The sequence below is a fragment of the Streptomyces sp. NPDC057565 genome, from assembly GCF_042801455.1.
GTDB classification, from domain to species: Bacteria; Actinomycetota; Actinomycetes; order Streptomycetales; family Streptomycetaceae; genus Streptomyces; species Streptomyces yanii.
Map to the genome: position 1 here is coordinate 1 of NZ_JBHVFU010000003.1, position 24,447 is coordinate 24,447.

Consider the following 24,447-nt stretch of genomic DNA (forward strand, 5'->3'; position numbering starts at 1 on the left):
TCGCCCTGGACGCGCTGGACATGGCCGTCTGGCGCCGCCGGCGCGAGGGCACCGACCTGGCCGGGCTGGTCCATCACTCCGACCGCGGAGTCCAATACCGTGCCATCCGCTACACCGAGCGCCTGGACGAAGCCGCCGCAGTCGCCTCGGTCGGATCCAAGGGCGACTCCTACGACAATGCCCTCGCCGAGGCGTTCAACAGCCTCTTCAAGGCCGAGCTAATCCGCAACAAGGGCCCCTGGACCGGCATCAACGATGTCGAGATCGCCGTCGCCGAGTACATCGACTGGTTCAACCGAAGACGCCTCCACGGCGAGCTCGGCCACGTCCCACCCGCCGAGTTCGAAGCCCGCCACACCCCAACGACCACCCCAGAACTCACCCTGAAAAACAGCTAATCCACTCTCCATCAAACCCGGGGCTTGACAGTGAGGTGGCCTGCTTCCGTAGGGCGGTGATCGAGTTTCCCGCAGTTCGGGAACTCACCTGGACCCGCCAGAGCATCATCCGGCCGGCAGTGGATGCCAGCGGTGAGCAGGACTGGGGCGGGATCGATGCGCTGCGACAGCTCGGGGCCGTCTACCGGCTCGAAGGCGACTGGGGAGCGATCGAGGTCGTGTCTCAGGAGCCGATCGTGCGGATCGTCGGCAGTTGATTTGCGCTGCAGCAGAGAAGTACAGCAACGGTGGCAACCACAGGCGGTCGTCTCTAGCCGTTGCCACCCCCGTAATCACGTCGGGAGACCTCAGCGACCTTCGTGCCCGTAGTTCGCATCGAGGCGGTCACTGTCCCCCAAAGGGAGCGGCAGCAAGACCCAGGAGAACTGGCCATACGCTTCAGTCGGCCGTGCTTGAAGACGCTGAAGACCTGCTCGCGACGCACAGGTCATAGTTGTCCAAGTCGCCCATGTACACCCAGAGCTTGACCGAGTTTGCGGTTCCTCCAGCCGTGTACTGCGCAGACACCTTTGAGTCGGAGAAGTGGATCGTGACTTCAGTGACGGGCTCGGACTCGTCGGGGGGAGTCCAGGTGAACGATTTCCACGACCCGCTGCCACTCCGGGAGTGAAAATCCACACGGTCCGGAAGTTGGCCACTCCAGTCCCAGAAATCGCCGCAGATGTCCTTGGCAACGAAAGTGCCGTTTGCGGCGAAGGTGACACTCCCACTTTCTTCGTCCCGCCAAGCCCCGACCAGTTGCTCATCGGTGACGGCTTGAGGTGTACCCGGGGGCATTGGGGGATCGTGGATTGCGGCGGCGAGGCTGTAGCAGCCGGAAAGCAGCATGCACATCGCGCCGCCAGCCATTGAGGCGCCGAGCATTGTGCCCGCACGAGCGATCCTCATCCTGCTGTCCCGATCTCATCGGTGTAGGTGTCCTCGATACCCTGGCACAAGAGTTGAACATGTTCAAGATGTTGTTGGCGCCCCTTGGATGGCAAGGTCGAAGCCCTCACGTGGTAGGGGCTGACGGCAATGTGATGGACGGCCAGCAGCGCAGCAGAGAGGGCGGCCTGACGTCCACGACTGACATCAACGACGGTGGACGGCAGCAGTACTGAGCGGCTGTCTACAGCACCGTCGCCCATGGCGCGACCAGGTGCGGCTGCTGTCCGGCCGAACTTACAAAGCAGATGTCGGCGGTTCGAAACCGTCCGCGCCCACCAGGGCAAAGGCCCCCGCAGTTTCGCTGCGGGGGCCTTTGACGGTAGTGGGTGACGGCAGTCGCTCACTCGGGCCGGCGCCGCCGCAGCAGCCGGTCCATAACAAGCAGACACGGCACCGGGCGTCCAGGTCGTTCGTGCAGTGGTGCGCTCCACCTGGACGCCAGGACCCGCGCCCGCTCCACGGTGTGTGGGTCGACGGCAGACGGGATGACAGTGGGGCAGGCTGTGGCTGGGGTGCGTGCCCCTCGCGTGCCCGATCCGTCGGGAAACTGGGGGAACCACGGGGAGTCACAGCAAGGTTCCGACCCAGGTCAGCGAAGGTGCAGGTCCTCGGACCATGGCAGCTCCCGCCCAAAGTCTCTCCATGCCGACCTTCGCTGCCAGGCGCACGGACCGTAATCGCGAAGCGCGCCCCGGCCCCATTGACACCAGGACTTGAACACGTTCAAGATGATGTTCGCCGCTACCTTGAGGCGTCGCTACCGGGCATGTGCGAGTCACGAGAGGCAGGGCCGTATGGCTGCCGACCAGCATCAGCGGATACGACGTGCATTCATGGGCGCTGCGTTGGGAGGTGCGGTGACATTCCTGTTGGCCTCCTGTTCCGGCTACTACCCAGTCGAGGTCAACACCGTTGATCAGCTGACGGGCGTGTGGTCGGACTGGACCGGGGCGACCGTTGAGTTCAAGGACGACGGCACGTTCACGGCCGAGGGCTTGGACAAGGCGGACGTCGTCGGCTGGGGGTGCTCCGGGTTCGCCGACCGGCAACATGGAACCTGGTCTCCCTCCGGAACGTATGGCAGGGTCACCTTCGACGGCGTGGACTGCGAGGACATGAAATTGGCCTTCTACGGCTCCCCGGATTCCTTCATCGCCTGCTTCACTCGGGACGTGACTTCCGGGGGTGCACGAACGAATTCAGCCGGGAGGAAGGCTGATCCGAATGATCCTGGCCGTGAACCGACTACTTGATCACCACGTCACGGGACATGTGCGGGACGACTCGTCAGCCGAAGGGCGTATCAGGCGCTTGAACTGCATGGACATGGAGGATCGGACCGGCCTCCGGAACCGTGTGTGTTGAGCGGCATCATGTTCTCCATGACCTCCGGATCCAGCAGCGCTCCCGTTGAGAGCACCCACGTTACGGCCGTGACCGATGGTGTCGCCCAAGTCTTCAAGTGGGAGGCGGACGCGCGGATCGAGGTGCGAGACCTCGGGGGAGAGGTCGTCATTGAGGCGAACGCCGCGGGCCTCAGGACGCTCGCTGGGCATCTCCTCGTGTTGGCCGACGATGGAGTTGCCGATGGAAGTCACCTACACCTCGAGGACGGCAACGGTCTGGAGGGCGGGTCCGTCGGCTTGGTCCTGGAGCGCAGCGACGACGAGTGAGAGCGCCAGGCGGCCGTCGTGCGACTGGGCGACGAGCTGACATCAACAGCGGTGGACAGCAGCAGTCATGCCCGTCCCCTCATGGCGCGTTCTGCCGTGGCTGCTCAAGCCGGTACGAGTGTCCGGGCGAACTTGCAAAGCAGATATCGGCGGTTCGAAACCGTCCGCGCCCACCAGTAGGAAGCACGGCAAAGGCCCAGGTCGCCGGTAGTAAACCGGCGACCTGGGCCTTGATCGTTCCTCCCCGATTACGGCGGGGGAGGGGCGTCGTGCCACTCACGTGCCAGATAGCTCCTCCGGACCCTCCGCGGCGGGCTCTGCCGGCCGGGCCTTCTTGATCTGATCGTCGACGTGAGCGGCGATCGCGTGGTCCCGCCCGTTCACCAGGTGTCGATATTTCGGCACCGCCTGCGTACCGGCCGGCTGGGACGCGTTCGCCCTCTCGCGCAAGCGAGCATCGGCCCGCTGTCCCCACTTCGGGGGTGCCTATATGGGCGCGATTGGTGGCGAGAGAGCCGGCTTCTGCTGATCGTGGCCGGGCCGGCAGTGTTGGCGACCAACCCGGCCCTGTTGGCCACGTTCAAGGTCACCAACCAGTGGGCGGTTGGCTTCGTCTCCCGGCTCCGCCCCCCCAGGACAGCCATACAAAGCACCAGCGTCTGTCGGCCAGCCTGCAGGAGTGCTCAGACGACCGTCTTGAGCATGTGCCTGAAGCCATCCTCGACAGCGAGCCGCTTCCCACTTGGGAACGCAATCACCTCCAGGACGTGCTGTGGAGCGGACGCCCCGGACCGTGGCCCGGCGCCACGGTCCATACCGACGGTCCAGCGCTCCGGTGGTCAGCGGGCTGGTTCACCCTGCCCGGGGCCTGCGCGAGTCCGGTGGCCCACAGCTGGTCGACACGCGCGCGCTCGGCGGCGTTCGGGTAGCGGTTGGTGCAGGACGGGCCGGGGCCGCCGCCCGACATCAGCTCACTGCACGGCCCGCTGTAGTTGTCCAGCAGGCCCAGCACGTGTCCGGTCTCGTGGGCGGCGACGCGGACCGAGTCGTTCTGCTTGCTCTGGGTGTAGTCGAGGAAGATGTAGCCGCGTCCGTGGCCGTTGGTGGAGGCGTAGGACCCGCGTGAGTCGTTGCCCTCGCGGTAGGAGAAGTCGGCACCGCTCGAAGCCTCCTGGAGCTTGACGTTGGACTCGGAGCTGTTCCAGATCGCGGCCGCGCTCGATATCTGCGAACGGAAGCTCGGTGCCTGGGAGGCGTTGTAGTAGACAGTCACCGCCTGCGCGTTGGGCTGGGCGGCGCGCTTCTCGGCGACCGATTTGAGCACGGCCTCGAAGAACGCCTTGTTGTTCGTGGCCTCCTGAACCGACCCGGCGTACCGCGCCACGGAGGTACCGGCGGCAGCGGGCGGGGTGGCGGCCGTCTGGGCGCTCGCCGGCACCGCCGCGCCCAGCGCGCTGGAGGCCAGACCCAGGCCGAGAGCGAGGGCAAGGAGCCTCGCGGATGTTCGGGACGACTTCATGTGGGGGCTCCTACTCGCTCGGTGACGCCGAGCGCCCGGTGCGTGTCGACTCTGCGCGAACACCGGTTCCGAACTGCGGCGACGTCCTGTGGGGCGCCATTCTTAGAACGGCTCGACAGGGAGCACAAGGGGCCCCGCCGCTACGTCGCCTCGTAGGTCCCGGGACCTCGCCAGGGCTGTGTGCGGGTCTTCGGTCCGCGCATGATGGCGGGAGAGAAAGCTGTCGCGGCGTCAGAAGCGTTACACCACGGGGCAACGGGCGTGCTGGCCGGCCGGGCGGAATCCCGGTACACACGGAGGGATCCGAATTGGGGCGAATGCGGACAAATGTTCAGACATCTGCCACGCCGCATCTACTAAGCGCGCTGGTTGGTTGGCGAAGCGCTGTGACCGACGTCATAGAAAACGGGCTTCCGATTCATTCGCGCTCCACCGGCCCCGATTCGCCCCCACCGGGGAGTCACCCTCGGCGCCGGGCGGCATCCCTCACCGCTGAGCCGCCGCCGCTCAGTCCTGATCAGGATGGAAGCCGGGCCCGCCGTGCAGCCCGGCGAGCGGCGCGGGGGAGGGGTCGGTCGGTTCCTCACCCGCCTCCAGCAGCGTGTCCGCCGCACCCAGTGGCTTCGGGACTATGCGGGCCGGGCTGTCGTCAGCCACGCGAACGAGGTGTGTGCCCGGTCGTAGGCAGTAGTCGGGCTGACGTCCGAAAGCCGCTGACCGCCGGGTTGCTGCGTATGCGTCCCACTACCTTGATGCAGCTGGCCCGCACGGACTCGGCAACACAGCTGGGTGAACTGTGGCCTGCGGCGTAACTCCAGCCTGGCGAGGCCCGTCTCGTACGGCATGGGAGACATCAATGCTGTGCTCGCGGAGCCTGGGCTGGCGGTGGTGGAGATTGTTGCGGGAGATGTAGCGACGCTGCACGCGATCGGCGCCCGCCGCCGACCGATGGGCATCGACCGGCGTCCCGGTCGACCACGAGGCGGCGGGCGACGGCTTGGGGTGTCGAGGCAGTCGGTGCACTCCTGGGTGTGCAAGTACACATCCTGGGCCCCGACTTGAGCGACCGGAACCCCCGCGGCGACCTCCATGACCGCGTGATACCGCTGCTCGACCACGCTCAACTCCACCAGCACGGCCCCGGCCCTCCCTGCACACGCCTGTCAGACACACACAGCCACGTGCCCGATCGTGCGGGAAACCACGGGAAACCACGGGGAACCGCGGTGGCGAGCGGGCACCGCGCGGCACCGCGGCCCCTGACCGTATGACCTGGTCAGGGGCCGTTCACCTGCGCGGTGGGTGTGGGATTTGAACCCACGGTGACGTGCGCCCGACGGTTCTCGAGATCGTCGACGACGTTGACTCGCCCATTGTCCGCCGCCGTCAGCCGTTCGCCTCGAACGAGTCGATCCAACTCTGTGGTGTGCGCACGGCGTGGGTGCGAAGGTGGCGGGATGACGCGAGCCGAGACTGCGTACCACGGAGAGCTGGGCGAGTACTTCGCCACCTTTGCCACGAACAACGCCTCCAACGCCCACACCGATCGGCCGGCCATGCTCAAGCTGGCCGGGGACGTGGGCGGGCTGCGGGTACTGGACGTCGGGTGCGGGGCCGGGCACTACGCGGCCGAGTTGCGGGACCGCGGGGCGGCGGAGCTCGTCGGGGTGGAGGGCAGCGAGACGCTGCTGCACGCCGCACGCGAGCGGCTCGGGGATGGCGTCGAGCTGCACCGTCATGACCTGGAGGAGCCGCTGACGTTCCTGAAGGACGCCTCGTTCGACCTTGCGGTGATGGCGCTGGTGTATCACTACGTGGAGGCGCGTGAGCAGTTGCTCGCCGAGCTGCGGCGCGTGCTGCGCCCCGGTGGAACGCTACTCGTCTCCAATACGCACCCCGCCGGTGAGTGGGCATGGTTCGGAGGCTCGTACTTCGCCGACGAGCGTGTCGAGGCCCCCGTCGCCGGGAGGTTCACCATGTCCTACCGGCGGATGACTCTGGAGAGGTTCCTCGGGGAGCTGCTCGGCGCCGGGTTCGTGCTGGAGCAGTTGGTGGAGCCGCGGGCGATGGAAGAGGCCCGCGAGATCGATCCGCGCCGCTACGAGAAGACCCACACCGTGCCCTACTTCCTGGCCGTCCGGCTCCGCCGCCCGTAGCCAGGGACTCCACCGCCCTCACGCCTCACCAACTCAGGGCCACACTTCTGACGGCAGTCTGACGGCAACGTCAGCGGACGTCACGGTACGCAGCGGGGAGTCACGGCGTGTCAACGCTGGTCATGATCCAGAAGATAAGGCCGACCAAGAATGTGACCACCAGGTACATCCAGAAGAAACCGAGCATCCGTCCCCCTCAGCCGGACAGACCTATGGGCTGCGTACCCGTTGCGTGCCCGATCAGACGGAGGCAACCAGGGAACCACGTGGCCGACGTCGGTGAACTCCACCAGCAGACCATGCGCGCGACGGCCGCGGCCAGGGAAGTAGACCTCGCCCAGGCCCTCGGCGGCTATGTCCCACGGCTGCTGCCCGCTGACGCCGACGTGTCGCGCTGGACGCGCTGACGGTGGTGGTCCGGGTGCGGGGTGTGGTCCCGGCGGATGGCGAGGAGGGCGACGTCGTCGCCGAGGCGTCCGCCGGTGTGGGCGAGCAGGTCGCGTTCGATGTGGTGGAGCAGTGCCTCGGGAGGGTGGTCGGTCCACTGCGCTGCGCGTTCCGCGAGCGGGTAGAAGACGCCGTTGTGGTCACGGGCTTCGATGACACCGTCGGTGTACAGGACCAGCGTGTCCTCAGGGCCGAAGGGCAGGACATCGACGACGAGGTTGCCGGGATCCGTGACGCCGACGCCAAGTGGGGGCCCGGGGTGGAGGCGGGGCACGTGGACGGTGTTGTCGGGGCCGAGCAGCAGGGGTGCCGGGTGACCGCAGCTGGTCATGCGGACCACGGGCTCGGCATCGGAGATCTCGACCAGAAGAGCGGTCACGAAGCGTTCTCCCGCCTCGCCCTCCGGTTCGAAGTCGGCGAGGTAGCGGGTCATGCTCCGTTCCAGGGAGGCGGCCAGGTCGGGCAGGGAGGCGTGCTGGTAGGCGGCCTCGCGGAAGGCGCCGAGCAGGAGGGCGGCCTCGCCCAGGGCGGGCAGGCCCTTGCCCCGCACGTCACCGATCATCACGCGGGCCGCGCTGCCGGTGCGGGCGGCGGCATACAGGTCGCCGCCGATATGGGCCTCCTCCTCGGCAGCCAGATAAACACAGGCGAGCCGCAGAGGGCCGAGCCGACTCGGCAGCGGCCACATCAGCACCTGCTGGGCGGCCTCGGCGACCGACCGGACCTGAGCCATCTGGCGTGCGTGCCGGTCGCGCACCGCACACAGGAACACGATCAACGAGGTGATCACCGCGATAGCGATCATCTCCACCACCACGTTCCGCGAAGACAGCGTTCCGGTGCGCCAGCCGCTGACCGCCTCGCCCGCCAAGGCCAGGACCCCGATGCCGCCCGTCGTCCAGGGGCCCGCGAACCAGGCGGTGAGCGTGGGCGCGACCACCAGCAGGGGACCGAGAACGATGTTTGGCCCACTCGCGATGTCCGAGGCAGTGATCACAACGATGAGCAGAACAGGGATGAGCAGCAGCAGGTGGCTCGGCTGCCACGACTGCCCGAGACCCACACGTCCCTGTCTGGAGCCCACGCCTTCCACACTGCACCGCTACGGATCCCCCCGCGACCGCAGGAGACGGTGACAGCAGCAACCACTCAGGCGCGGCCTCAGGGGTGGACCGTGAGCAGTGGGTGGCCTTCCGAGCGGCTCGAACCCAGCGGGCTCAATGCGTCCTCCGGAGCCGTTGCGACAGCGGCAGTGACAGCAGTCCTGAAGGCAACGAGGGCGGACGGCGGCGGGTCCGCGCGACCGTCAGCGGAGGCTCTGCACCAGGACGCACGCCCCGATCATCGCAGCTGTATTCACAAACTCCGCCATCGCGCCGATACTGACAGTAACGGATCGACAAGGGGCCGCAGGACGGTTCCGCCGGACAAACGGGGGCTCCGTGATCTTCTCTATTTCCATGGCGGTTGTGCTCGCGGCCGCGGTCGGGGTGTGCTTGGTCGTACTGCGGCGCAGAGGCGGCGCGGGGGAAAGCGGGGCACTGCAGCGTGGGGCAGCGGACCAGGGACTCGCACAAGGGCTGGGCATGACCCCCAGGGCATGACCACCACCCCACGCGGGGCAACCTCTAGCGCATCGGCTGACAGTCGAGGCGGCCGAACTGGGGGCCAGCGGCGGCAGCCTTCCTCGTACTCTCATGGACGACCACGGACAGAACCTTGCGCTTCATTTCAGGCCAAACGGAAGAGTTACAAGGTCACTTGCGCGCGTGATCGCGTTCGGGGCGAAGAGGTTGTGGGTTTCACATCCCGCCACCCCGACACGGTTCTCAGCCAGAACTGGCGATGACCTGCCCGACGACGGAGAGGCGCTGCTCGCATTCCGGGCAGGTTGCCTCACCGAAGGCATAAGTCAGGGTGCGCGCGACCTCCTCGTGGCCGTCGGTCAGGGCAAGGTCGTAGAGGCGGCGGCCGAGACCTTCCAGGGCGCGGGGGTCGGCCGGATGGAGAGGGAAGGTATCGATGTCGGCGGAGAGTGCGTAGTCTTCCGCCGCGCTGAAGAAGCCCCGCTCTCCGATGACCACCCACAGCGACGCGCACCCGTCGGGATCGGGGCACTCGAGTTCGTATTCCTCGTTGACGACGCCCCAGAACAAGTCCTGTGCCCAGTGGATGCCGCCCTCCAGGTTCAGGACCGCCTCAAGCAGGTGGCAGTAGTCATTCCGGTCTGCGGTGACCTGCCGCCACTGGTTTGCGGCGGCCAGCAGGCGTGCGACTTCCGGCGCGTGCCGGTCGCGCAGGTGCCGGGTCTCGTACCGCTGGTCCGCCTGGACGAGAAGGGCGCCGGCCAGGAGGAGGGCCGAAGCTGCCGTGTCGGCATGGTCGTCCTCCGCCATGTCGGTCAGCGTGTGCAGCACCAACGGTTGGGCCACATCCAGGGAACCGTTGTGATAGAGCTCCGTCCAGAGGTCGCTCCAGGCCTGACTGTCCCGACCCGTGGCGGCACGTTCCAGCAGGGCCCTCAGGCGGTCGGAATCGGCGTCGTCCCCGCGGGGAACAGGAGAACTCGTCGTCATCTCCGGCATCCAAGCAGAGTGCCGCGAGCGCACTTTCGCCAACCCTTCGATTGCGGTGGACGTGTGCCGGTCGGCATCTGGTGGGCTGGGCCGCCGGCCAGGCGAGCCGTTGCGAGTCTGCTCGGTGCCGGAGCTGTTCCGCTGATATCCAGTATTGACATCAACGACCATGGACAGCGGTGGCGCCCGGCAACCATATCCGGCAACCATATGCGGTGCCCGTGCGCGTAAGAGGTCGCAATCGCATCGGGCCCTGATCGAACTTACAAAGCAGATGTCGGCGGTTCGAAACCGTCCGCGCCCACCAGTCGGAACGCCCCCGCAGCGAGCCGCTGCGGGGGCGTTGACGGTAGGAGGTGACGGCAGTCCCTCGGGCGCATCGCGTCGCTCTGGGGTGTGTCCAGTCCCAGGTGATGGCTGCGCCCATGCTCCTGCCTTCGGCCCGCTCGGCGCTGCCGCCGCCGACGCGCGCCCACGAGAGATAGGTCCGGAAGGGCATGAGTCGAGAACCAAGCCCGCGGCTTCAAGACATGCCTCCGGCGGGGGCGCTCAGACTCCGGGATGGACGGGGCGCCGTTCGCGAGTGCCGGCCGGAGCGTGGCGAGCGTCGTGGGGAGCTGAGGTGAGTGGTGGGTAGTGGTGGGTAAGGATGGGTGGCGAAAGTGCAGCTCAGCGAGCATTGCGGGGGAAGAACCTCACGGGTGTGTTGCCCGTGTACTGGAACTCGCCGCCAGGCAGGCAGTTCTCGTCGGGGTTGGTGCCGAGCCCGTCGCAGTGTTCCGCGCTCAGCCGCATGAAGACTGTAGTCGTGTGGCCTCCGGCGCTGAGCGGGTGCAGCGGGGGCGTGGCGAAGGAGGCAAAGAGGATGCCGGTTTCGGGGTCGAGCGTGATACGGCGCACGGCCTCGCGGCCGAAGGTGAAGCTGCGCTCCTGGCGGGTGCCGATGTCGTTGACGACCCGGACACCGCGGAATTTCGAGATGAAGTCGTCCATCGGGGCGGGGCGTGCGGGCGTGTAGCCCGCCGGGTAGACGGTGCCCTGGGCGCTCGGCGCCGTGCCCCAGCTCGGGAATGTTCTGACCCACTGCTCGCCGACGAACGCCTCGCGGCACGGGGGCGGGCCGATGAGCCGCTGGGTGACGCCGAGGAACTCGTTGAGGTTGACCCCCTCGAACACACACGCGTGTTCGACGGGAGGAACCTGAGCGGTCGGAACCCCGGCGGGCTCACCCGCCTGTTGTGCCTGGGCAGTGGCGCCGCCTGCCAGGGCTGTCCCCAGGGCCAGTACGGCGGACACCGCAACGGTGCGCACTCGGATTCCGATCGGGGTCTTCTTCATCGTGCAGCAGCACCTTTCGGCAGCGTCGTCCGGCTTTTGGGGGCAAGAATGGCCCGCACCAAAAGACCTCCGAACCGGACACGCCGGGCATCTGCCGGATGGCCGAGCGGGCTGCGCTCTCGCGGGTTGGAGGCCCGCGGGGCCCGCCCTCGGGCGGACGACTGGAATCTGTCAGACAGGGCCCCAGGAAGCGGGTCGCCCGGCAGCCCGGCGCCGGAGCAGTCGTCCGCCATACCGGACTCCAGCCCGGTGCTGAGCCAGAAGGCCCAGGTCAAGAACGCGCTTCCAGACCTTGGAGCGATGGGTGGCCTTGAGAACGACCACGGACGGCGGCGACACTCAGCAGCCAGGTCTGGCACCGGTGCGCGAGGCGGGCTCCGACCGGGCCGCGGCGAGATCGAACTCCTAGAGCGGGTGTCGAGCAGCCCGGGCCGTCACATGCTGGATGGACTCCGTGATCGCGGCCCAGGGCAGCTGTCGAACCGCCGGCCCTTCGCGGGGTTCATGGAGCGGCCAGACGTCAGGACCGTGGATGAGCTCTACGTCCGCCTTCCGCAGGGCCGCGACATGCCCGTCCCACGCTGGGTGCCGTACGTGTGCTGCGTTGACCCGCGGGAACACCACGACCGGAACGCCGATCGTGCCGACTGCCTCGCTCACTTGCGTCAGTGCTTGGTTGTCGGCGATGCCCGTCGCGAGCTTGGCAACGAAGTTCGCGCTGGCGGGGGCGACGACGTAGCAGTTGGCGACCGGGTGGGGGCGGGCCTCGGTCGGCAGGCGAGGCGTATCCCGGACTGGCAGGCCGGTTACGGCTTCCAGCCGGTCCAGTTCACCGTTCGCCCGCAGCCATTGGCCGGCATTCGGGGTCAGGGTCACGGCTACCTGCCAGCCGACGGCGATCGCCGGCTCGACCAGGCCGGTGCGTAGTTGCTCGACTCCATCGGCTGCCGTGCCCACGACTCCCAGCACTCCGCGGCTGCCTGCGCTCACGGTTCCACCACCCCGCATCGGTCCGGCCCCTCGGCCAGCAGTACAGCAGAGCAGAGAAGTGCCGCAACCACAGCGACTTGGTTGCTAGCCGCAGGATGATTGCTGGCATCTGCGAAGGGATGGTTGGCGGGGTGTGCAGGGGCTCGGCAAGAGTCCGGCGGGTACGAAGTGCAAGGTGACGAAGGTGACGCGGTACCCGTCGGGCGGGTGAGGACGCGGGTCGCCCCGTCGGTGTCGGCGAAGCCACGACAGTTTTCATGAGCGGGTGAGAGCCTGTTCCGGCCTCCCGGTCGTGACTGATCGGGGGGCCGTTTTCATGGCTGTCGCCACGTCGACGGCGTCACCCGTACGGACGCGTCCGGGTGGTCGCGCGGGCGGGTGCCGCGCAGGGTCGGATTCGTTCAGTTGTTCCGCTCGGCCAAGGAGACTTCCATGGCACAGTCAGCTCCCGCCCCCGGCACCCGCCGTACCTCCGCCCCCGTGGGCGAGAATCCCTGGGCGGCCGGGGGAGTCATGTTCGCCGGTGTTCTGCTGATGGTGGACGGCGTCATGGGGGTCATCAAGGGGATCGCCGGCATCGCGTCCGACGACGTCTACGCGCGCCTCAGCAATTACACCTTCAAGTTCGACGTGACGGCCTGGGGCTGGATCCACCTGGTGCTCGGCGTGGTTCTCCTGGTCGTCGGCTGGGGCATCCTCAAGGGTGCCGACTGGGCCAGGGCGACGGGTGTCGTGCTGGCTGCGCTCAACATGATCGCCAACTTCATGTGGCTGCCGTACCAGCCGATCTGGGCGATCATCTCCATCGCGATCGACGCGTTCGTGATCTGGGCTCTGTGCACGTACCGTTCGGCGGCGATCATCTAGTGGTGGCCGTGACCGCGGCAGCTGCGCGGGCGACCGCGGCGGAGAGGGTCCGGGGCCGTCCGATGGTGGAGAACATCCGGACGGTACCCGCGGGCCATCGATCCCGACGATGCCCGGTCGGTGGCTTCGGGCGCTTCCCGGAGGGTGTGTAGGTGATGGGCGAACCGATCGGGCAGGGGGGCGACCTCGTCGCTCTTGCCGCTGAGGCGTACGTGTACGGGTATCCGTTGGTCTCCGGCCTGTCGACGGTCGAGAGATCGATGCAGGAGGGCGTCGGCCCGCTCGCGCCGACTCCGTTCAACCACTTCGCGCACGCGGGGCAGTCGGCGGCTCCCGACACCCACTTCGCCCCCGTCGACCACGACACCGTCTGCTCGATGGCCCAGCTGGACCTGTCCGGAGGGCCGATCCGGCTGCATGTCCCGGACACCGGCGGGGCCTACTACGTTCTGCAGTTCGTGGACACCTGGACCAACAACTTCGCCTATGTGGGGCGCCGGGCCACCGGCACGGACGCGGGTGACTGGCTCATCGTGCCGCCCGGCTGGTCGGGCAGGGAGCCCAGCGGGGTGCGCGGGGTGATCGATGCGCCGACCTCCGTCGTCTCTGTCATCGGGCGCAACGTCTGCGACGGCCCGGACGACATCACGCGGGTGCGGGCGCTTCAGGAGCAGTACACGCTCACGTATCTCGAACCCGGCACGCACCGGACGGGGCTGCCGGCGCCCGACCCCGACGTACCGGCGGAGCTGCGGTTCTTCGAGCAGCTCAGGGTGTGGCTGGCCGACTTTCCGCCGGCTGCCGCCGACTGCGCGTACCAGGACCGGTTCCAGCCGCTGGGGCTGCTGGAGGAGGGTCCCTCGCCGTACGTCTCCGCCGGTTCCGCCCTCGTACGCGCACTCACCGAGGGGATGGCGCAGGGCAGGGAGCGGGTCGAGGCGGCCGCCCGGCCGACCACGGTGACGGGCGGGGGATGGGAGATGGATCCGCATCTCTACGACTACAACCTCGACCACTTCGGGGTGGGGACGATCGACTCGCCGGAGTGGAAGATCGCCGACCGGGAGGCGTCCTACCTGGTCAGAGCGGTGGCGGCGCGCGTGGCTCTGTGGGGGAGCCACGGGTACGAAGCGGTGTGCGCCCACACCTCCCACGATGCCGACGGCAATCCGCTGAGCGGTGCGCACTCCTATGTGATGCGCTTCGAGCAGCTGCCGCCGGTGGAAGCGTTCTGGTCCGTGACCATGTACGAAGCGTCGGACCACCATCCCGTCGCAAACCCGGCGGGCCGACGCTCGCTCGGGGACCGCACCCCCGGGCTGGTGCGCGGGGCCGACGGGTCGCTGACGGTCCACATCAGCAAGGAGACGCCCACGGACCCTGCCGCAGCGGCGAACTGGTTGCCCGCGCCGGACGGGGAGTTCCGGCCCGTGCTCAGGTTCTGCATGCCGGGGCGCGCGATCATCGACGGCAGCTATGAGCTCCCCGCCATCGAACTCAGCTGACCCGGGTGTTCCGGCCCGTTGTCAGTGGGGCGGTCCACACTGGAGTCATGTGCCGCAGTATCAAGACCCTTCGCCCGCCAGCCATCCCCGAAGAGGCCACCGAGGAGGACATCCGGGCGGCCGCCCTGCAGTTCGTGCGCAAGGTGTCCGGCTTCCGGGCTCCGGCCGCGCACAACCAGGAGGTGTTCGACCGGGCCGTGGACGAGATCGCCGCAGCGACCGCCAGACTGATGGACGGTCTTGAGGTGCGGGGGGCGGTCGTCAGGACGCCGTAGAAGCCGAAGCGGGTGCTGGAGCGGAAGCCGTCGCGGCCGCCGCTCCGGGGCGGCGCATGAGGTACGCGGCGAGGGCGCCTGCCACGAACAGGGCCAGGACCGAGACCGCAGTGCCCAGCCATGTCGTGCCCAGCCACTGGCCGCCGAAGTAGCCGAGGCCCACGCTGTAGACCGCCCAGGCCACACCGGCCAGCGCCGACCAGGGCAGGAACTCCTTCACCCTGCGGTGCGCCGCGCCCGCGCCCAGGGAGACGACCGAGCGGCCGGCCGGGGCGAAGCGGGCGATGACGACGAGGATCCCGCCGCCGCGGCTCAGAGCCGCGCCGAGTCGTTCCTGGGCGGTGGTGAGGCGGCGCGAGCGGGCAATCGCCCGGTCGAGGCGGTCGCCGCCGCGCCAGGCCAGCCGGTACGCGACGAGGTCGCCGAGCACCGAGGCGGTGGCCGCGCTCAGGATCAGGGCGAGGAGCGACGGAACCTGGGGGACCTCACTGGGGCCGCCCGCCGTGCCCACGACCGTGGTCGAGCCCGCGGCGGCGGCTGTCGCAGCGGTGATCACCAGGACCCCGCTGGGGAGGACGGGCAGGAAGACGTCCAGGAGCACCGAGAGGGCGACCACGGCATAGATCCATGGGCTGCCGGTCAGCGCACCCACACTCTCAAGCACCTTCTACTCCCCGATTCGTTTCAACGCCGCGACGTCGCAGGGGAGCGGCAGGAGCGGCAGGGCCAGCTGTACAGCGTACGCCTGCCGTTTACCTGCACATCATGAAGGTGCGGGGGATGTTGTGTACCTCACGCGTCACATCCGCCCCGTGGGGGAATGGTGCCCGGCCCTCGCTGTCGCGGAGGGCCGGGCACCCGGTACCGGGCCTCGGATCAGGCCGTGACCGCCGACGCCTGCTCGCGGGCGCCGTCGTCACTGCGCTCCGCGCCGTTCCGCGGGGCGAACAGCCGGTCCAGGGCGAAGGCGCCGGGGCCGGTGAAGACCAGCAGCAGGAACACCCAGCAGAAGACCGCTGACGGCTCGCCGCCGTTCTGCAGCGGGAAGAGGGCCTCGGGCTGGTGGACCTTGAAGTACGCGTACGCCATGGAGCCGGAGGATATGAAGGCGGCGATGCGGGTGCCGAGGCCGAGTACGACCAAGGTGCCGCCGACGAGCTGGATGAGGGCCGCGTACCAGCCGGGCCAGGTGCCGGCGGGTATCGAGCCGCCGCCCATCGCGCCGCCGAGGATGCCGAAGAGCGAGGCGGCACCATGGCAGGCGAAGAGCAGGCCGACGACGATCCGGAACAGGCTGAGCGCGTACGGCTGTGCCTTGTTCAGCTGGGTGTACATGGGGGGGAGAGCTCCTTCGGTCTGGTGGGGACGTGAACCGATTGAGCGCTTCAGGTTAGGGAAACCTTACCAATGCTTGCAAGTTCAACATTCTGTCAGCTGGCTGAAAATTGCCTATGCGTCGATGGTCAGGCTCTGGTCCAGTACCGTCTCCAGCTGCGCACCTGTACTGCTCTCTTTGGCCTGAACCAATGTCAGCGCAGCTTTCCGGCCACGCAGGGTGAGAGTCATCAACTGATTGCCGAACCACGGTCCGCCGGTCTTCCGCCACTGGATCGGTGACGGGCCCGTCCGCCCGTGCCGTGCCAGTGCTCGCCCCAGCCGCCGTCCCGTCCGGCTCCAGGCGAAACGGAATCCCGCCCTGAGCGCGCCGGGTATCGAGTTGTGCACGGGTGAGCAGGTCAGCTGCAGGATGCGCGCCCCGGGTGCACCTCCCGGCGCGTCGGCCGGCCACGAGGGCTGCGCGATGTACGCGTGGTGCACGTCGCCCGACAGTACGCACACCGTCGCCGGGGCGTCCGGACCGCTCCCCGCTTCCCGGATCAGCTCGGTCAACCAGCGGAACGAGGCGGGGAACGCCGCCCAATGTTCCAGGTCGGAGCGTCGACGCAGATTCTCGCCGAACCGCGCCCAGCGCCCGCCGGGCCCACCCCGCTCGCCCCGGCACAGCGCGGCGTCCCACTCCTCCGCGGCATGGACGAGCGGCGGAAGCAGCCACGGCAACGACGTACCGATCAGGAGATGGTCGTACGAACCGGGGTCGGCGAGCGCCTCCTCGCGCACCCAGCGCGCCTCCTCGGCGTCGAGCATCGACCGCTGCTCCTCGTCGAGAACGCGAGCCGCGCGGGTGTCCACCATCAGCAGCCGTATTCGGCCGAAAACACGTCGGTAGCTCCACCGTGTACCGGCGGGTTCGGCACACACCTCGGCGGCGAAGCGGCGCAGTGGCTCCGTGCCGTCAGGGACGGCACACACCTCGGCGTAGAGCGGGTCCGCGGCCAGGGCGGTGGGGGAGAGATTGCCGAGGTGCTGGTAGACCCAGTACGAGGCCAGCCCGCTGACGATCCGCTCGTGCCACCAGGGGGTCGCCCGGACATCGGCGAGCCAGGCGGCGCTGGTGTTCCAGTCGTCCACGACGTCGTGATCGTCGAAGATCATGCAACTGGGGACGGTCGAGAGCAGCCAGCGCACCTCGGGGTCGCGCCAGGACTCGTCGTAGAGGTGGGTGTACTCCTCGTAGTCCGCGACCTCGGCGCCCGGCGGTTCGCTCAGGTCCCGGCGTGCGGCGAGGCGGCGGCGGGTCGCCTTCGATATCTCGTCGGCGTACACCTGGTCGCCGAGCAGGAGCAGTACGTCGGGGCGTGCGGCACCCGGGTCGGCGGCGAGCCGGGCGGCGAGGGCGTCCAGGGCGTCGGGGCCGACGGTGTCGGGCTCGCCGGAGGGTGGAGCCGCCCAGCGGCAGGACCCGAAGGAGATCCGGACGGGCCGTTCCCCGGTGTCATCGGCCGGTGCCGGTGGCGTGGTGATCGTGCTCGCGGGGAAGCCGGAGTCCTTGAGCGGCCAGACCCGGAGGCCGTCGAGCAGCACCTCGTACGTGGTGGTCGAGTCCGGGGTCAGACCGGTCACCACCACCAGCGCGTAGTGGTGACCGGCGATCGCGAACGTCCGGGACGAGCCGGCCGCGCCGTCCGCGCATCGCACGTCGACCGTGGTGGGCCGGTCGGCCTCCACCCAGACGGTTGCGGTGGAGCCCGTCTCCCAGTCGACGTATCGCAGCAGTGGTCCCAGGCGCAGCCCGGCCATGAGGTGCCCTCCTCGCGTCGTCCCGCACGGACGGGGCTCGTCGCATACGGGCGGGGCCCGTACGGTACAGGCGGCTCCGTACCGTACGGAACGACGGGAAGGGGGCGTGCGGTTCCGGGGTCAGCAGCCGTTCAGGACCGACTGGAGCGCGCTCTTCTCCGCGGAGTCGACGGTCAGGTTGTAGTAGTGCTTCACATGCACCCAGGCGCGCACGTAGGTGCACCGGTACGCGGTACGGGACGGCAGCCACTCCGCCGGGTCCTGGTCGCTCTTGGACTGGTTGACGTTGTCCGTGACCGCGATGAGCTGGGGACGCGTCAGATCGTTGGCGAACGACTGGCGTTGGGCGGTGGTCCAGCTGCTCGCGCCCGAGCGCCAGGCCTCGGCGAGCGGGACCATGTGGTCGATGTCCAGGTCGGAGGCGGCGGTCCAGGTGGCTCCGTCGTACTGCGAGTACCAACTGCCGCTGACGGCCGCGCAGCTGGAGTCCTGGACCACGTTCGTGCCGTCGCGCTTCAGGACGACCTCGCGGGTGTTGCAGGTGCCCGACTGGGTGATCCAGTGCGGGAACTTGTCCCGGCTGTAGCCGGTCGACGAGCCCTCCGCCGATACCGTCAGCTCGCTCAGGTAGGTGCGGGCGGTGGAGGCGCTGACCGGGGTGGGCATGGCCGCCTGGGCGGTGGGCGCGGTGAGCAGCCCTGTGGTTGCGGCAAGTGCGGCGGATGCGACGACCACACCTATGCGACGCGCGTAGACACCAGACATGCGAACTCCCTCGATGTGGGGGGACCTTGGACGGGCGACCTGTGGAGCCCGGCCATCGTGGCGGCGCCAGGTTTCTGTGGGGTGGGCGCCAGGTAACAGGGTGGCGACATGGGCACGTCACATCAAGGGCTGGGACGGAGCGGGTCGGCGCTGCGAGGGCGTACGGAAGGAAATGTGCGGGCGTACGCGGATGTTCGCGGCCTATGGGGTGTCCGGGCCCGTACGCGAGGCATATGAGGAAGCGGCAGTTGACGTATCGACAGGTCGCGAATGCCGGGGCCGGCCGGACTTATGGTTGCCGCGTGCTGCTTCCGGTCAACCTCACGCTCGGCATCGTCCTCGCCGTGCTGCTCGCGGCGGCCGCCGCCGTCGCCGCCTGGGCCTCGCTCGGCCGGTCGCGCGAGATCGTCCTCGCCGGGCTGCGTGCCGCGGTCCAACTCGCCGGCGTCTCCGTGCTCATCGGCTGGGTGGTCCGCTCGCTGCCCCCGCTGCTCTGCTTCGTGGCGCTGATGTATGCCGTGGCGGTACGGACCGCCGGACGTCGGATCACCGGGAACCGTACCTGGTGGTGGGCGGCTGTGCCGATCGCCGCGGGGGTGGCGCCGGCGGTCGTCCTGCTGCTGCTCACCGGGCTCCTGTCGGTCCGGGGCATCGCGCTGATCCCGGTGACGGGCATTCTCATCGGGGGCGCGCTCACCGCGACCGTACTCGGCGGACGGCGGGCGCTGGACGAACTGACCGCGCGGCGCGGGGAGGTGGAGGCGGGAATGGCGCTCGGGATGCTCGACCGCGATGCCCGGCTGGAGATCGCCCGGCCCGCGGCGTCGGACGCGCTGCTGCCGGGGTTGGATCAGACGCGGACGGTGGGGCTCGTCACGCTGCCCGGGGCGTTCGTGGGCATGCTGCTGGGCGGCGCCTCACCGGTGCAGGCGGGGGCCGTGCAGCTGTTCGTCCTGGTGGCGCTGATGGCCGTACAGGCGGTGGCTGTTGCCACAGTGCTGGAACTGGTGGCGCGGGGGCGGCTGCACCGCGACTGAGTCCGGGGAGGCTTTCCGCGGTCAGAGGGCGCGGATGCACAGACGGATCGAGCCGTCGGTTGACGCCTCCACCCGGATCTGCGTCAGATCCGCGACGTGCGCATCCGGCGCCAGTGCCGCGGCGCGCGGACCCACGCCCACGACGCGCATCCCGGCCGCCCGGCCTGCCGCGATACCCGCCTCCGAGTCCTCGAAGACGATGCAGTCGGCCGGGGCGAAGCCCAGTTCGGCCGCACCCTTGAGGAAGCCCTCGGGGTCGGGCTTGCTGGCGCCGACGCATTCCGCCGTGACGCGGGTGATCGGCATCCGCAGTCCGGCCGCCGTCATCCGGGCCTGGGCGAGCGCCTCGTCGGCCGAGGTCACCAGGGCGTGCGGGAGCGTGGCGATCGCGTCCATGAAGGCCGGGGCGCCGCCGATCGGGACCACGCCGTCGGTGTCGGCGGTCTCCTCGGCGAGCATGACCCGGTTGTCGGCGTAGTTCTGCTCCATCGGCCGGTCGGGCAGGAGTACCGCCATGGTGGCGTACCCCTGTCGCCCGTGGACCACCTTGAGCGCGGCCTCGGGGTCCAGCCCCTCCCGCAGCGCCCAGCGCCGCCAGCAGCGCTCCACCACCGCGTCGGAGTTCACGAGTGTGCCGTCCATGTCGAGCAGGAGGGCACGTGCGGTGAGGACGGTGGCCGGCATCGGCGGGCTCCAGGGCGCGGGGGGAGGAGGGCAACGTGGGGTGAAGAGAACAAGCGGCCCCGCCCGCCGGTCAGGGAGTGCGGGCGAGGACCACTTTGTTCCATCACGATACAAAAACCTGCCCGGGAAAGCGAATCCCTTTCCGAATACGGGAGGAGAAGGACGGCTCCCCGGGGTTGGTCGCCGCCTCAGGACCGGCCGCGGCCCGTCGTCTCCGCCTCCAGTGCGCTCCGGGTGCTCGGGCCGTAGACGCCCGACGGGTCGTCGTCGATGGCCTTGCGCGACTGGTAGGCGCGTACGGCGCTCGCGACCCGCTCCGAGTAGTTGCCGTTGTCGGGTCCCTGGTAGAGCCGCACCTCCTGCAGCCGCCGTTGCAGCTCGGCCACCGCGGGGCCGTGGTCGCCGGGCTGCAGTGTGCTGCCTTCGGGTTTCCCGAGCGACGGGGCCGTCGAGGTTCCGGTGGGCTGCGAGGCCGTCGCCGATGCCGCCGGGGCGGACGGGCGCGATGAGGCAGCGGATGCGGAGGAGGAGGGCGAGACGCTCGCCGACGCGGAGACGGACGCGGACGGCGACGCCGAAGCCGACGGGGAGGTGGACGCGGACGGCGACGCCGAAGCCGACGGCGATGCGTCCGGTGAAAGGGGCGCATCGGGGACGCTCGACACCCGGGCACTCGGGAGCGTCCGGTCGTGCTCGGAGTCCCCGTTCCCACCCCCGCCGAACAGACCGCCGGCGAACGCCGCGGTGCCCACCACGCCGATCACGGCCGCGCCGACCGCGAACATCGCGAGGGGCCGTCGGCGGCGTGACTGCACCGGATCCACCAGGTCCACCAGGTCCACCGGATCCGTGGCCATGGCGACCGTACGGGGATCGTCCGCCCCGGCGCTCTCCTGCGGCAGAGGCGTCAGGGGCGGCAGAGGCGTCAGAGGCGTCAGAGGTGGCGGATCCTCGGGCGTCGCCGGGTCGAGGAAGAGCGGCATCGTCATGGCGGGATCGCTCGGGGCGGCGTCCGCGGGCGCCTCGTCGCCCCCCAGCGTCACGTACGGCCGGATCCGCAGTGGATCGAAGTCCTCCGCCGCCGCGGTCTCCGCCCGCTCCGCCGCGCGCCGTGCCGCGCGCTCCGCGCACCCGCACCCGGGCCCCGCGTCAGGTCTGCCGTGCGGTCCCCCGCCCCATGCATCCGTCGCTCTGTCGTCCGTGCCGCATTCCGGGCAGACATGTCCGGTCATTGTGGGTCCCTCCCCTTGAACTGCCTGCGATTATGCAGTCCTCCGCAGCAATGCCCCAACAGGCCATAACCGTCCATAACGGCCAGGATGGTGATGTAGCGGAACCGAGGAGATGTTCATGGCTCACCAGCTGAACCCTCCGGCCCTGGCCCCTGGCGAAGGCCGTTCCCAGCGGACGGTCCTGGTCGCCATCGGTGCCCTGCTCCTCGGCATGCTGCTCGCCGCGCTCGACCAGACCATCGTCTCCACCGCTCTGCCGACCATCGTCAGCGAACTCGGCGGCCTGGAGCATCTGTCCTGGGTGGTCACCGCCTATCTGCTCGCGTCGACCGCCGCGACCCCGCTCTGGGGCAAGCTCGGCGACCAGTACGGCCGCAAGAAGCTCTTCCAGCTCGCCATCGTCATCTTTCTCATCGGCTCCGCGCTCTGCGGCATGGCCCAGAACATGCCGCAGCTGATCGCCTTCCGTGGCCTCCAGGGCCTCGGCGGTGGCGGCCTGATGGTGCTCTCGATGGCGATCGTCGGTGACATCGTCGCCCCGCGCGAACGCGGCAAGTACCAGGGGCTGTTCGGGGCGGTCTTCGGTATGACGAGCATTCTCGGACCGCTGCTCGGCGGCCTCTTCACCGAACACCTCAGCTGGCGCTGGGTGTTCTACATCAACCTGCCGATCGGCGTTGTTGCCCTGCTCGTCATCGCCGCCGTACTGCACATCCCGGTCCGTCAGGCCAAGCACACCATCGACTACCTGGGCACCTTCCTCATCGCCTCCGTCGCCACCTGCCTGGTTCTCGTCGCCTCGCTGGGCGGATCGACCTGGGCCTGGGGCTCGGCGCAGATCATCGGACTCGCCGTCGTCAGCGTGGTGCTGCTGATCGCCTTCGTGTACGTCGAGCGGCGCGCCGCCGAACCCGTACTGCCGCTGAAGCTGTTCCGGATCCGGACCTTCACCCTCGTCGCCGTGATCAGCTTCGTCATCGGATTCGCGATGTTCGGAGCGATGACGTATCTGCCGACGTTCCTGCAGGTCGTGCACAACATCTCGCCGACTTTGTCCGGTGTGCACATGCTGCCGATGGTGCTCGGTCTGCTGCTCACCTCGACCGTGTCCGGTCAGATCGTCAGCCGTACGGGCCGGTGGAAGGTCTTCCCGATCCTCGGTACCGGCATCACCGCGATCGGCCTGCAGCTCCTGCACCGCCTCACGGAGAACAGCAGTACCTGGCAGATGAGCGCCTACTTCTTCGTCTTCGGTGCCGGACTCGGTCTGGTGATGCAGGTCCTCGTACTCGTCGTGCAGAACGCCGTCACGTACGAGGACCTGGGCGTCGCGACCTCCGGGGCCACATTCTTCCGCTCCATCGGCGCCTCGTTCGGTGTCGCCGTCTTCGGCACGATCTTCACCAACCGGCTCACCGGCAAACTCGGCGCGGCTCTCTCGGGCGTCCCGCTGCCACCGGGCATCGACGCCGGTCGACTGGCCGCCGATCCGCGCGCCATCTCCCAACTGCCGCCCGTGCTGCAGGCCCCGGTGATCCACGCGTACTCGACCTCGATCACCGACGTCTTCCTGTACGCGGCGCCCGTGGTCCTGGTCGCCTTCGTCTTCGCCTGGTTCCTCAAGGAGGACAGGCTGCGCGGCTCGGTGACGGCTCCCGACAGCACCGAGACCCTGGCCTCGAACCCGGTCGAGCGTTCCTCGTACGACGAATGCGCACGGGCCCTGTCGGTGCTCGCCACCCGCGAGGGGCGCCGCGACGTCTATGTGAGGATCACCGAGCGTGCGGGGTACGACCTGCTGCCCGCGGCCGGCTGGATACTGTTGCGCATCAAGCGGCACGGCACCGTCGAACCCGGGCTGCTCGCCGACGCCACCCCTGTACCGCTGCGCGTGATCAGCGAGGCGGTGCGACAGCTGGAGGAGCGCGGTCTGGCCCGGCGCGAAGGGGTGCAGCTGGTGCTCACCGACCGAGGCTCGGAGGCCGTGGTGAAACTCGCCGAAGCGCGCGAGGAGTTGCTGGCCGAGCTGTTGGGCGACTGGTGGGGGCCGGAGCGGCCGACGGACCTCGTCGGACTCGTCGCGGAGCTGACCGCCGAGACGACCGGATCGAGCAGGGAACAGCCGCGCTGTCCGGAGCCGAGGCGGGACCACGCGCGCTGACCCGGGCCCGGGGATCCCCTGACCGGACCCCGGCCCGGGGACAGCTCCCGGTCACAGCTCCTTCGCGAACCAGTGCTCCGCGTACTGCCGCCGGTGGAACGCGGGCACCTCCCGGTAGCCGTGCTTGGCGTACAGCCCGCGCGCCTCCACCAGGTCGTTGCGGGTGTCCAGCCGGATCTGTCGTACGCCGAAGGCACGCGCCGCGCCCTCGACGGCCGCCAGCAGCAACCCGCCGCCGCCCGTGCCGCGGAACTCGGGGCGCACGAACACGCGGGTGAGCTCCGCGGTGTCCGCGTCCACCACCAGCAGCCCGGCGCAGGACGCGGGCTTTCCGTCGAACCTGCCGACGACGAACGCGCCGGTCGGCCCCGTGAGCAGGTCGGCGCCGTCGCCGGAGAGTCCCTCGTCGATCTCCTCCGCGGTCGCGGGTCGCTGCCAGTAGCGACTGGCGACCTCGTCGTAGTAGTCACGACGCAGAGCGCTCGCGTCGGGGGAGTCGAAGCGTTCAGGGGTCACGGTCCAGGTCATGTGCGCCATTGTGACCTGAGCATGACCGGGAGCCCAACGGTTTCGAGGGAGGGCGACAGCGCAGGACGAGCGGGGGACGAGCGGGGGAGCGGCGAGCGGGCGGTACGGGCCGGGGCCATGCGGCGTGGCCGACGCCTGGGCACCTGAGGGGATGCGGACCGCGGTGAC

General features: G+C 69.1%; 25 protein-coding genes and 1 tRNA gene. 11 read left to right on the plus strand and 15 right to left on the minus strand.

The window, feature by feature from the left end; all coding sequences use genetic code 11:
* Both ACFU8W_RS07270 and ACFU8W_RS07275 read left to right on the plus strand, forming a co-directional pair.
* Positions 1–398, plus strand: a 398-nt coding sequence (locus ACFU8W_RS07270; protein ID WP_384033048.1) for an integrase core domain-containing protein, incomplete at its 5' end; no start/stop codon positions are given.
* A gap of 56 nt (positions 399–454) precedes the next feature.
* Positions 455–655, plus strand: coding sequence for a hypothetical protein (locus ACFU8W_RS07275; RefSeq protein WP_384033051.1), 201 nt, complete (start codon positions 455–457; stop codon positions 653–655).
* A gap of 181 nt (positions 656–836) precedes the next feature.
* Here the strand turns inward: ACFU8W_RS07275 and ACFU8W_RS07280 are convergent, their stop codons facing one another.
* Together ACFU8W_RS07280 and ACFU8W_RS07285 are read right to left on the minus strand one after the other, a co-directional pair.
* Entirely contained in the window at positions 837–1,346 is a 510-nt protein-coding gene (locus tag ACFU8W_RS07280) for a hypothetical protein (RefSeq protein WP_384033055.1), read from the minus strand.
* A complete protein-coding gene (locus ACFU8W_RS07285) occupies positions 1,343–1,588 on the minus strand; it encodes a hypothetical protein (protein ID WP_384033058.1) in 246 nt (81 codons plus the stop codon). Before ACFU8W_RS07285 ends, ACFU8W_RS07280 begins: the two co-directional genes overlap by 4 nt.
* Before the next feature lie 657 nt (positions 1,589–2,245).
* On the opposite strand from ACFU8W_RS07285, the gene ACFU8W_RS07290 reads away from it, so the two are divergent.
* Both ACFU8W_RS07290 and ACFU8W_RS07295 read left to right on the plus strand, forming a co-directional pair.
* Positions 2,246–2,641 (plus strand): hypothetical protein, encoded by a 396-nt coding sequence (locus ACFU8W_RS07290; RefSeq protein WP_384033060.1) that lies wholly within the window; start codon positions 2,246–2,248, stop codon positions 2,639–2,641.
* A gap of 129 nt (positions 2,642–2,770) precedes the next feature.
* A complete protein-coding gene (locus tag ACFU8W_RS07295; protein ID WP_384033063.1) occupies positions 2,771–3,061 on the plus strand; it encodes a hypothetical protein in 291 nt (96 codons plus the stop codon).
* Between the two features lie 754 nt (positions 3,062–3,815).
* Here ACFU8W_RS07295 and snpA read toward each other — a convergent pair.
* Positions 3,816–4,580, minus strand: coding sequence for a snapalysin (gene snpA / locus ACFU8W_RS07300; RefSeq protein ID WP_384033066.1), 765 nt, complete (start codon positions 4,578–4,580; stop codon positions 3,816–3,818).
* 507 nt (positions 4,581–5,087) lie between these two features.
* Positions 5,088–5,237: a hypothetical protein gene (locus ACFU8W_RS07305; RefSeq protein ID WP_384033069.1), complete on the minus strand. Its 150-nt coding sequence runs from the start codon at positions 5,235–5,237 to the stop codon at positions 5,088–5,090.
* A gap of 800 nt (positions 5,238–6,037) precedes the next feature.
* On the opposite strand from ACFU8W_RS07305, the gene ACFU8W_RS07310 reads away from it, so the two are divergent.
* Complete coding sequence (locus tag ACFU8W_RS07310) at positions 6,038–6,736, plus strand: class I SAM-dependent methyltransferase (protein ID WP_384033072.1); 699 nt, start codon at positions 6,038–6,040, stop codon at positions 6,734–6,736.
* A gap of 352 nt (positions 6,737–7,088) precedes the next feature.
* On the opposite strand, the gene ACFU8W_RS07315 is transcribed toward ACFU8W_RS07310, so the two are convergent.
* Together ACFU8W_RS07315 and ACFU8W_RS07320 are read right to left on the minus strand one after the other, a co-directional pair.
* Positions 7,089–8,267, minus strand: coding sequence for a PP2C family protein-serine/threonine phosphatase (locus ACFU8W_RS07315; protein WP_384033075.1), 1,179 nt, complete (start codon positions 8,265–8,267; stop codon positions 7,089–7,091).
* Between the two features lie 745 nt (positions 8,268–9,012).
* Positions 9,013–9,930, minus strand: coding sequence for a hypothetical protein (locus ACFU8W_RS07320; RefSeq protein WP_384033079.1), 918 nt, complete (start codon positions 9,928–9,930; stop codon positions 9,013–9,015).
* A 50-nt stretch (positions 9,931–9,980) separates the two neighbouring features.
* Here ACFU8W_RS07320 and ACFU8W_RS07325 point away from each other — a divergent pair.
* Positions 9,981–10,066 (plus strand) — tRNA-Ser (locus tag ACFU8W_RS07325).
* Between the two features lie 362 nt (positions 10,067–10,428).
* On the opposite strand, the gene ACFU8W_RS07330 is transcribed toward ACFU8W_RS07325, so the two are convergent.
* Complete coding sequence (locus ACFU8W_RS07330) at positions 10,429–11,097, minus strand: hypothetical protein (protein ID WP_384033082.1); 669 nt, start codon at positions 11,095–11,097, stop codon at positions 10,429–10,431.
* 405 nt (positions 11,098–11,502) lie between these two features.
* On the minus strand, positions 11,503–12,087 hold the full coding sequence (locus ACFU8W_RS07335; protein WP_384033085.1) for a flavoprotein: 585 nt from the start codon (positions 12,085–12,087) through the stop codon (positions 11,503–11,505).
* A gap of 432 nt (positions 12,088–12,519) precedes the next feature.
* On the opposite strand from ACFU8W_RS07335, the gene ACFU8W_RS07340 reads away from it, so the two are divergent.
* From ACFU8W_RS07340 to ACFU8W_RS07350, 3 genes are all read left to right on the plus strand, one after another.
* On the plus strand, positions 12,520–12,954 hold the full coding sequence (locus ACFU8W_RS07340; protein ID WP_345512989.1) for a hypothetical protein: 435 nt from the start codon (positions 12,520–12,522) through the stop codon (positions 12,952–12,954).
* Positions 12,955–13,109: 155 nt separating this feature from the next.
* The gene (locus tag ACFU8W_RS07345) at positions 13,110–14,459 is read left to right on the plus strand and encodes a DUF1254 domain-containing protein (RefSeq protein ID WP_384033089.1); all 1,350 of its coding nucleotides are present in this window, start codon (positions 13,110–13,112) and stop codon (positions 14,457–14,459) included.
* Positions 14,460–14,506: 47 nt separating this feature from the next.
* On the plus strand, positions 14,507–14,734 hold the full coding sequence (locus ACFU8W_RS07350) for a DUF2277 domain-containing protein (RefSeq protein WP_358862430.1): 228 nt from the start codon (positions 14,507–14,509) through the stop codon (positions 14,732–14,734).
* Here ACFU8W_RS07350 and ACFU8W_RS07355 read toward each other — a convergent pair.
* From ACFU8W_RS07355 to ACFU8W_RS07370, 4 genes are all read right to left on the minus strand, one after another.
* Positions 14,721–15,398: a DedA family protein gene (locus ACFU8W_RS07355; RefSeq protein ID WP_384033093.1), complete on the minus strand. Its 678-nt coding sequence runs from the start codon at positions 15,396–15,398 to the stop codon at positions 14,721–14,723. The genes ACFU8W_RS07350 and ACFU8W_RS07355 overlap by 14 nt on opposite strands.
* Before the next feature lie 212 nt (positions 15,399–15,610).
* Entirely contained in the window at positions 15,611–16,069 is a 459-nt protein-coding gene (locus tag ACFU8W_RS07360; RefSeq protein WP_384033096.1) for a DoxX family protein, read from the minus strand.
* A 114-nt stretch (positions 16,070–16,183) separates the two neighbouring features.
* Positions 16,184–17,872 (minus strand): alkaline phosphatase D family protein, encoded by a 1,689-nt coding sequence (locus ACFU8W_RS07365; protein ID WP_384033099.1) that lies wholly within the window; start codon positions 17,870–17,872, stop codon positions 16,184–16,186.
* A gap of 120 nt (positions 17,873–17,992) precedes the next feature.
* Positions 17,993–18,637, minus strand: a complete 645-nt coding sequence (locus tag ACFU8W_RS07370; protein ID WP_384033102.1) for an HNH endonuclease family protein — start codon at positions 18,635–18,637, stop codon at positions 17,993–17,995.
* Between the two features lie 302 nt (positions 18,638–18,939).
* Here ACFU8W_RS07370 and ACFU8W_RS07375 point away from each other — a divergent pair, with 302 nt between their 5' ends.
* Positions 18,940–19,674: an ABC transporter permease gene (locus tag ACFU8W_RS07375; protein WP_384033105.1), complete on the plus strand. Its 735-nt coding sequence runs from the start codon at positions 18,940–18,942 to the stop codon at positions 19,672–19,674.
* 21 nt (positions 19,675–19,695) lie between these two features.
* On the opposite strand, the gene ACFU8W_RS07380 is transcribed toward ACFU8W_RS07375, so the two are convergent.
* Together ACFU8W_RS07380 and ACFU8W_RS07385 are read right to left on the minus strand one after the other, a co-directional pair.
* Positions 19,696–20,358 (minus strand): HAD-IA family hydrolase, encoded by a 663-nt coding sequence (locus ACFU8W_RS07380; protein ID WP_384033108.1) that lies wholly within the window; start codon positions 20,356–20,358, stop codon positions 19,696–19,698.
* Positions 20,359–20,546: 188 nt separating this feature from the next.
* Positions 20,547–21,590 (minus strand): peptidoglycan-binding protein, encoded by a 1,044-nt coding sequence (locus ACFU8W_RS07385; protein ID WP_384033112.1) that lies wholly within the window; start codon positions 21,588–21,590, stop codon positions 20,547–20,549.
* Positions 21,591–21,708: 118 nt separating this feature from the next.
* On the opposite strand from ACFU8W_RS07385, the gene ACFU8W_RS07390 reads away from it, so the two are divergent.
* Entirely contained in the window at positions 21,709–23,751 is a 2,043-nt protein-coding gene (locus tag ACFU8W_RS07390) for an MFS transporter (protein WP_384033115.1), read from the plus strand.
* A 51-nt stretch (positions 23,752–23,802) separates the two neighbouring features.
* On the opposite strand, the gene ACFU8W_RS07395 is transcribed toward ACFU8W_RS07390, so the two are convergent.
* Positions 23,803–24,279: a GNAT family N-acetyltransferase gene (locus ACFU8W_RS07395; RefSeq protein ID WP_384033118.1), complete on the minus strand. Its 477-nt coding sequence runs from the start codon at positions 24,277–24,279 to the stop codon at positions 23,803–23,805.
* Positions 24,280–24,447: the final 168 nt, after the last annotated feature.